We start from the raw sequence: 8,043 nt of genomic DNA on the forward strand, positions 1-8,043 counted from the left end.
AGCGTGCCGAGGCACGCTGCGCCCGCGAACGCGAGCTCGCGCCCCGCGCACTCCCGGCAGCCGTCCGCAGAGCGAGCGGACGCGGGCGCACCGCAGCGGGGGCACGCGCGCTCGACGCGCGGGAGCGCGGCGGCGCACGCGGGGCACAGGAGCGCGCCGGGCAGCTCGCAGCCGGCACAGCGGGTGGGCGAGAGGGCCTCGGCGAGACCTTCGAGCAGGTGGATCGGCATGTCGCGGGCCCTCCTTCTCGCGGAGGGCGGCGGGCCCTCTAGCGCAGCAGCAACTGGACGAGCGGAATCGTCACCACGCACAGCACCGTCGTGGTCAGGATCGCCGAGGCGATGAACTCGGTGTCGAGCCCGAACCGCTCGCCGATGACGAGCGGCAGCATCGCGGACGGCATGCTGCCCTGCAGCACCACGAGGCGCAGGGACTCGTGCTCGCCGAGCAGCAGCGCAGCCATGAGCGCGATCGCCGGCGACAGCGCCAGCTTCACGCCTGCCGACGCGCCGAGCGCCACGGGGGCGCTGCGGAACCCCTCGGCCGACAGCGTGAGCCCCAGCGAGATCATGATCAGCGGCACCACCATCGTACCGGCGAGCACCAACCAATCCCTTACCGGGGTCTCAACGGCCTGGGGCCACGGGACGAGCCGCGCCGCCAGCGCGGCCAGCAGCGCGACCATCGCCGGGAAGGTGAACAGCTCGCGCACGACCGAGACGCGCTCTTCCTCGTGGTCGCCGAAACGCGCCGCGACTGCGATGGCGACGGTGCACAGCATGACCACCGTGCCGAAGACGTCGTAGAAGACCGCGCGCGACAGCGCCAGCTCGCCGAGGAGCATCTGCGTCACCGGATAGCCGATGTAGCCGGTGTTGCCGATCGCCGCGACGATCATGAAGCCGCCCTCGGTGCCCCTCGGCAGCCTGAGTGAGCGGGCGAGCGCCCACGCCACCGCGAAGCACACCAGTGAGGTCCCCAGCGCGATCCCGCCGACGCGCACGACCTCCCAGGACAGCGGCGCCTGGTACACCACCCGGAAGATCATCGCCGGCAGCGCGACGTAGACGATGACGGCGTTGAGCGCCTTCGCGTGCTCGCGTTTGACCAGCCCCGTCGCCCGCAGCGCGACGCCGACGCCCACCAGCGCCAGCAGCTTCGCGATCGCGACGGCGAGCACCGAGAAGGACACGGCGCGCTCCCGGCTACTCGCCCGGCTCGCCGGCGTCGGCGGCGTCCGCGTCGGCCTCGGCGACCCGCGGAAGCACGTCGCCGAGCTCGTGCATCGAGCCCGACCCGGCGCACAGCTCGGCCAGCGACTCGCCGAACGGCGGGCGCGCCACGCCGTTCTCGGTGATGATCGCGGTGACGTTGGCGGCGGGCGTCACGTCGAACGCCGGGTTGTAGACCGGCACGCCGACCGGTGAGATGCGCGCCCATCCGTCGAAGCGATAGCCGCCGCCCTTTCGGGAGATCTCGAGCTTGTGGCCGGCGCCCACGTCGAGCGCGAACGCGCCCGTGTCGGCGGTCATGGCGTCGAGCAGCGAGGTCGCCTGCGCGCTCGGCGCGTCGAAGACGGCCGACCACGTCACGCCCGCGACCTCCTCGGGATTCCGCTCCTCGATGGGGATGTGCTCGCCGGTCGCCATCGTCAGGTCGACCGTCGAGGTCGGCGCGGCGACGTAGAACGGCACGCCGTGCTCCTTGGCCAGCACCGACAGCCCGTACGTGCCGATCTTGTTGGCGGTGTCGCCGTTGGCCGCGATGCGGTCCGCGCCGACGATCACGGCGTCGCAGCCGCCCTGCCTCATGACCCAGGCGGCCATGTTGTCGGTGATGAGCGCGTGCGGCACGCCCGCGCGCCCGAGCTCCCAGGCGGTCAGGCGCGCGCCCTGCAGGACCGGACGCGTCTCGTCGACCCACACGTGCGCGACCTTGCCGGCCTCGTGCGCGGTGAAGATGACGCCGAGCGCGGTGCCGAAGTACGCGGTCGCGAGCGAGCCGGCGTTGCAGTGCGTCAGCACGCGGGCGCCCTCGGGCAGCAGCGCGGCCCCGTGCTCGCCGATCGCGCGGCACCGCGCCTCGTCCTCGGCCTCCATCGCCAGCGCCTCGGCGACCACCAGGTCCTTGAGCTCCGCGAGTGGCAGGTCGGCGTTGTCGCGCGCGAGCCGCAGCACGCGGGCGGCGCCCCACGCGAGGTTCACCGCAGTGGGACGGGTGGCGGCTACATCGGCGGCCACATCGGCGAGTCCGTTCAGGTAGTCCTCGACCGTCTCGTAGCCTTGCGTCTCGTTGACGGTCCACACCGCCAGCGCGAGCCCGGCCGCCACGCCGAGTGCGGGCGCCCCGCGCACCGCCAAGGTCGCGATCGCCTGGCAGACGCCCGAGTACGCCTCGCAGACGAGCACGTCGCCGACGAGCGGCAGGCGCGACTGGTCGACGAGCAGGACGCGGCCGTCCTCCCACCAGATGGTGCGCGGGATGTTCTCGATGCCCATGCGGCGGCTCCGTTGGTAGCTCGGGTGCGGGTGACGTGCGCGGACAGTATACGAGAGAAGGGCGACTCCGCCTTCGGAGCCGCCCTTCATCGAATCGCTTGAGGCCCTGCCCTACTCCACCGCCGCCATCACCGCGGCCTGGACCGCGTCCGTCACCGCCGCGGGCCCGCCGCAGAAGCGCACCGTGCTGATCTCGGCCGCGTGGGCGGCAAGTGCGTTGCGCACGACGGTATCCAGCGTCGTGGTGTGCGTGAACAGGATGAGCGCGTTGGACGACCCCTGCACCGGGCCGACCGCGAGCGCGTCGGGGTAGTTCTGGCCCGTGGCGACGGCCACGAGGTCCCACGTCGACCCGAGGTTCGCCGTGGCCCAGGAAGCGACCGCGACCGACTGCGCGTACGCGTCCGTCGCCGAAGCCACGCGCGTGACGGTGCCGGACAGTCCCGCGTCGATGGCGGACTTGGACGCGTCGGTGACCGACGTGGTCGTGCCGATGACGTAGGCGTTTGTGACACCCGCGGACACGAGGGCGTTCTTCACGTTCGTGTTGACCGTGGCGTTGTTGTTCGTGAGCAGGATCGGCCACTTGTTGCGGTACGCGAGCGGGCTGGCCAGCAGCGCGTCGGGGAAGCTCGCGCCCGTGACGATGAAGGCCTTCTGCAACGCCGAGCCCTTCACCGACCGCACACGCGCGCACACCTGCACGGCCGTGGCGTAGCGGTCGGCTCCGGCCAGCCGCACGATGCTCTCTCCGGTCAACTGGGTGGCCATCGCGTCCTGGATGGACTGGGCGACCGCCGCGGTACCCCCGACGATGTAGACCGTGTAGGTCGTATGCCCGGAGACGAGTCGCTGGATCTCGGCCTTCGTGGTCGCGTCGAAGCTGTCTTTCACGAGCAGGATCGGGCAGTTCGCCGCTCCGGCCAGCCCGCCGGCGCCCAGCGCGTCGGGGTAGTTCTTGCCCGTTGCGATGACGACCGCGGTGCACGTTCCGGTCGCGAACGTCGAGCGCGACATGGCCAGGCCCGTGGCGTAGCGGTCGGCGCCGGCGAGGCGCACCGCGTGCTTCACCGGCGTCACCACGATCGTGACCGTGGCCGTGTTCGAGTAGACCGTACCGTCGAAGGCGCGATAGGTGAAGCTGTCGGTACCGTTCCAGTCCGCGGCAGGGGCGTAGGTGAAGCCGCCGTCGGCGGAAAGCGCAAGTGTGCCGTGGCCGACTCCCGCCACCAGCGTCGCGGTGATGGAGTCGCCGTCGGCGTCGGAATCGTTGGCGAGCACTCCGGGCGCGTGAACGGTCACGGTGGTGTCCTCGGGCGTGCTCGTGGAGTCGTCGGACGCGACAGGCGCGTCGTTCACCGGCGTCACCACGATCGTGACGGTGGCCGGCGCCGAAAGCGCCGCGCCGTCCCAGACGCGGTAGGTGAAGCTGTCGGTGCCGTTCCAGTCCGCGGTCGGCGTGTAGTCGAACCCGCTCGTGGTCGACGCCACCACGCCATGCGCGGGCTGCGTGAACGAGCCGACCGTGAGCGTGTCGCCGTCCACGTCGGTGTCGTTCGCGAGCGCGGCGATGGCCTTGACGGCGTCCTCGAGCGTGCTCGTGGAGTCATCGGACGCGACCGGCTCGTCGTTCACCGGCGTCACCACGATCGTGACCGTAGCCGGCGCCGAATACGTCGTGCCGTCAGAGGCGCGATAGGTGAAGGTGTCGGCGCCGTTCCAGTCCGCGGTCGGCGTGTAGTCGAACCCGCTCGTGGTCGACGTCACCACGCCATGTGCGGGCTGCGTGAACGAGCCGACCGCTAGCATGTCGCCGTCGGCGTCGGTGTCGTTCGCGAGCGCGGCGATCTGCTTGGCGGTGTCCTCGGGCGTGCTCGTGGAGTCGTCGGACGCGACAGGCGCGTCGCTCACCGGCGTCACCACGATGGTGACCGTCGCCGCTGCGGAGTAGGCCGCCCCACCGTACGCGCGATAGGTGAAGGAGTCGGTGCCGTTCCAGTCAGCGTCCGGGTCGTACGCGAACCCTCCCGCTGCCGAGAGAACCAGGCTGCCGTGCGAGGGACCGGCCACTAGCGTGGCGGTGATGGAGTCGCCGTCGGCGTCGGTGTCGTTCGCGAGCACGCCGCGCGCGGGGACGGCGAGCAGCGTGTCCTCGGCGGTGGTGATCGGCGAGTTCAACCCTCCGTACCAGTAGGCGGAGCCGGTGTTCGCGCCTGCCGCGGTGTCGTCCCAGGGCGCGCCGACCACGGCGGTGTCGCCGGAGGCGGCGACCGAGTAGGCGAACTGGTCGCCCGCCGCTCCGTCGGCGGCCGTGAGCGTCGCCTCATGGCTCCACACCCCGCCCGAGCGGACGTACACGTGCGCCGAGCCGGCGCCCGCGCCGCCCGCCGTGACGTCGTAGCGCACACCGACCACGGCGGTGTCGCCGGAGGCGGCGACCGAGTAGGCGAACTGGTCGCCCCCCTCGCCATCGGCGGCGGTGAGCGTCGCCTCGTGGCTCCACACCCCGCCCGAGCGCGCGTACACGTGCGCCGAGCCGGCGTCCGGACCCCCCGCGGTGTCGTCGTAGGGCGCGCCGATCACGGCGGTGCCACCGGAAACGGCGACGGACCAGCCGGAGAAGTCGTCCGCCGCGCCGTCGGCAGCCGTGAGCGTCGCCTGGTGGCTCCACACCCCGCCCGAGCGCGCGTACACGTGAGCCGAGCCGGCGTTCGAAGCACTCCCGATGTCGTCCCAGGGCACGCCGACGGCGACGGTGTCGCTGGAGACGGCGACGGAGTAGCCGAAGCGGTCGTCCGCCGCGCCGTCGGCAGCCGTGAGCGTCGCCTCGTGGCTCCACACCCCGCCCGAGCGCGCGTACACGTGCGCCGAGCCGGCGTTCGCGCCTGCCGCGGTGTCGTCGTAGGGCGCACCGACAACAGCGATGTCGCCGGAGACGGCGACGGAGTAGCCGAAGAGGTCTCCCGGCGCGCCATCGGCGGCCGTGAGCTTCCCGATCTGCCACCACACCCCTCCCGTGCGCATGTACACGTGCGCCGAGCCGGCGTTCAGACCGTTCGCGTTGTCGTCGTAGGGCGCGCCGACAAGAGCGGCGTCGCCGGAGACGGCGACGGACCAGCCGGAGAAGTCGTCCGTCGTGCAATCGACGGCCGCGAGCTTCCGGATCTGGCTCCACCCCGGGTCATCGACGGCGACCGGCGCGGCCGCGAAGGCGGGTGATGCGCTCAGGAATGCGATCGCGAACGTGCACCCGGCGAACAGGAGAGCGGTGCGGCGGCGCACCCCGGCGCGACCCGGACGACGGACACCGGCGGACGACGCGACGCTCATCGCACACCCTCTTCTGTCCACGCCGTCGCGCCCGACGGACGCCTTACGCTTCGCTCCCACCCGCGCCCGGGCCAGCCGAAACCTCCTTGGCGCCACCGGCCCCGACGGACCCGGCTCTCGCGTCAAAGGGCGCCGATGGCACGACGAATCGTATCACGCGCCCGGACGCGCGAGGGCCCCACACTCGGGCGGGGCCTCCCGTGGGCTCGCGCGTTCGGCCGGCCTAGACCGTACCCTCCTGCCAGCTCGCGAGGTAGGTCGCCTGCTCCTCGGTGAGCGTGTCGATCCTCACGCCCAGCGTCTCGAGCTTCACGCGCGCGATCATCTTGTCGATCTCCTCGGGCACCGGGTAGACGCCCGCCTCCAGCGAGGCGGCGTTCGCGGCCATGTACTCGGCGGACAGCGCCTGGTTCGCGAAGGACATGTCCATGACGTTGGCCGGGTGGCCCTCGGCGCACGCGAGGTTCACGAGCCGGCCGTCGGCCAGCAGGAAGATCTTGCGGCCATCGGTGAGCACGAACTCCTCGACGAGCGGGCGCACCTCGCGAACGGAGGTCGCGACCTCGCGCAGGTGCGCGATGTTGATCTCGACGTTGAAGTGGCCCGAGTTGCAGATGATGGCGCCGTCCTTCATCGCGTCGAACATCGGCGTGTCGATGACGTTGATGTCGCCGGTGACCGTGATCCAGACGTCGCACTCGGCGGCGGCCTCCACGGCCGGCATCACGCGGAAGCCGTCCATGACCGCCTCGAGCGCCACGAGCGGGTCGATCTCGCAGACGATGACGTTCGCGCCGAGGCCCTTCGCGCGCATCGCGGCGCCCTTGCCGCACCAGCCGTAGCCGGAGATGACGACCGTGCGGCCGGCGATGAGCCGGTTCGTGGCGCGGATGACGCCGTCGATCGTGGACTGGCCGGTGCCATAGCGGTTGTCGAACAGGTGCTTGGTCATGGCGTCGTTGACCGACACGATCGGGTACTTGAGCGCGCCGTCGGCCGCCATGGCCTTCAGGCGGATGACGCCGGTCGTGGTCTCCTCAGTGCCGCCGATGATGCCGGCGAGCGCCTCGGGCCGCTCGGCGTGGATGCGCCCGACCACGTCCGCGCCGTCGTCCATCGTCATCTGCGGCGCGTGGTCGATGGCCGCGTCGATGTGGCTCCAGTACGTGTCCGCGTCCTCGCCCTTGATCGCGTAGGTGCGGATGCCGTAGTGCTGGACGAGCGCGGCAGCGACGTCGTCCTGCGTCGAGAGCGGGTTGCTCGCGCACAGCACGATGTCCGCGCCGCCGGCCTGCAGGGTGCGCATGAGGTTCGCGGTCTCGGTCGTGACGTGCAGGCACGCCGAGACGCGGATACCGTCGAGCGGCTTCTCGGCCGCGAAGCGCTCGCGGATCGACGCGAGCACGGGCATGTCGGCGTCGGCCCACTCGATGCGCGCCTTGCCTGCGTCGGCGAGTGCCATGTCCTTGACGTGATGGTCCATGGGGGTCTCCTTCGTGAGCGATGCGGTGCGCGCGGCGGCGCGAGGCCACGCCGCTGCGGGGGTCTACAGCCGGGACAGTATAGCAACCAGCAGGCGCTCCATCGCGTGCTCGATGCGCTTGGCGGTGGCGAGGACCTCGTTGTGGCCACCCGGCGAGCCGGCCGTGTTCGTGACGCCGGACAGCGCGAGCACGCTCATCCCGGCGTGGCGCGCGGCGAGCACCTCGGGCACGGTGGACATCCCGGCGGCGTCGGCGCCGAGCGCAGCGAGCATGCGCGCCTCGGCGGGCGTCTCGAAGGCGGGGCCGGGCATCGCCGCGTACACGCCCTCGCGCAGGTCGACCCCCAGCTCGCCTGCGGCCTCACGCGCGCGCTCCGCGAGCAGGGGCGTGTACGCGCCCGCCATCGACGGGAAGCGCGGCCCCAGCTCGGCGAGGTTCGGGCCGGTCAGCGGGCTCGCGCCGGTGAGGTTCACGTGGTCGGTGACGAGCATGATGTCGCCGGGCGACACGCGGTCCGACACCGCGCCCGACGCGTTCGTGGCGACGAGCGCCTCGGCGCCGAGCAGGCGCGCCGCGCGCACGGGCAGCGCGATCCGGTCGGCGCTGTGGCCCTCGTACAGGTGCAGGCGCCCGACCGAGCAGATCACCGGCACGCGCGCCTCGCCGGCGTGCCCGAACACGAAGCGCCCCTGATGCCCCTGCACGCCGGCGAGGCGCGCGTGCCGGTGATC

5 protein-coding genes are annotated in these 8,043 nt (G+C 72.1%); all 5 read right to left on the minus strand.

Going from position 1 to position 8,043, the window contains the following annotated elements:
* Nucleotides 1-268 precede the first annotated feature (268 nt).
* Nucleotides 269-1,192 carry an AEC family transporter gene (locus tag FDZ70_04220; protein ID TLM78478.1) on the minus strand — a complete coding sequence of 308 codons (924 nt, stop codon included), beginning with the start codon at nt 1,190-1,192 and terminating at the stop codon, nt 269-271.
* A 13-nt stretch (nt 1,193-1,205) separates the two neighbouring features.
* The gene (mtnA, locus tag FDZ70_04225) at nt 1,206-2,588 is read right to left on the minus strand and encodes an S-methyl-5-thioribose-1-phosphate isomerase (GenBank protein TLM78479.1); all 1,383 of its coding nucleotides are present in this window, start codon (nt 2,586-2,588) and stop codon (nt 1,206-1,208) included.
* Nucleotides 2,589-2,609: 21 nt separating this feature from the next.
* The gene (locus tag FDZ70_04230) at nt 2,610-5,828 is read right to left on the minus strand and encodes a tandem-95 repeat protein (protein ID TLM78480.1); all 3,219 of its coding nucleotides are present in this window, start codon (nt 5,826-5,828) and stop codon (nt 2,610-2,612) included.
* Nucleotides 5,829-6,051: 223 nt separating this feature from the next.
* The gene (locus tag FDZ70_04235) at nt 6,052-7,311 is read right to left on the minus strand and encodes an adenosylhomocysteinase (protein ID TLM78481.1); all 1,260 of its coding nucleotides are present in this window, start codon (nt 7,309-7,311) and stop codon (nt 6,052-6,054) included.
* 63 nt (nt 7,312-7,374) lie between these two features.
* A partial coding sequence (locus FDZ70_04240; protein ID TLM78482.1) for a purine-nucleoside phosphorylase occupies nt 7,375-8,043 on the minus strand: 669 nt, incomplete at its 5' end.

The sequence above is a fragment of the Actinomycetota bacterium genome, from assembly GCA_005774595.1.
Lineage (GTDB): Bacteria > Actinomycetota > Coriobacteriia > Anaerosomatales > D1FN1-002 > D1FN1-002.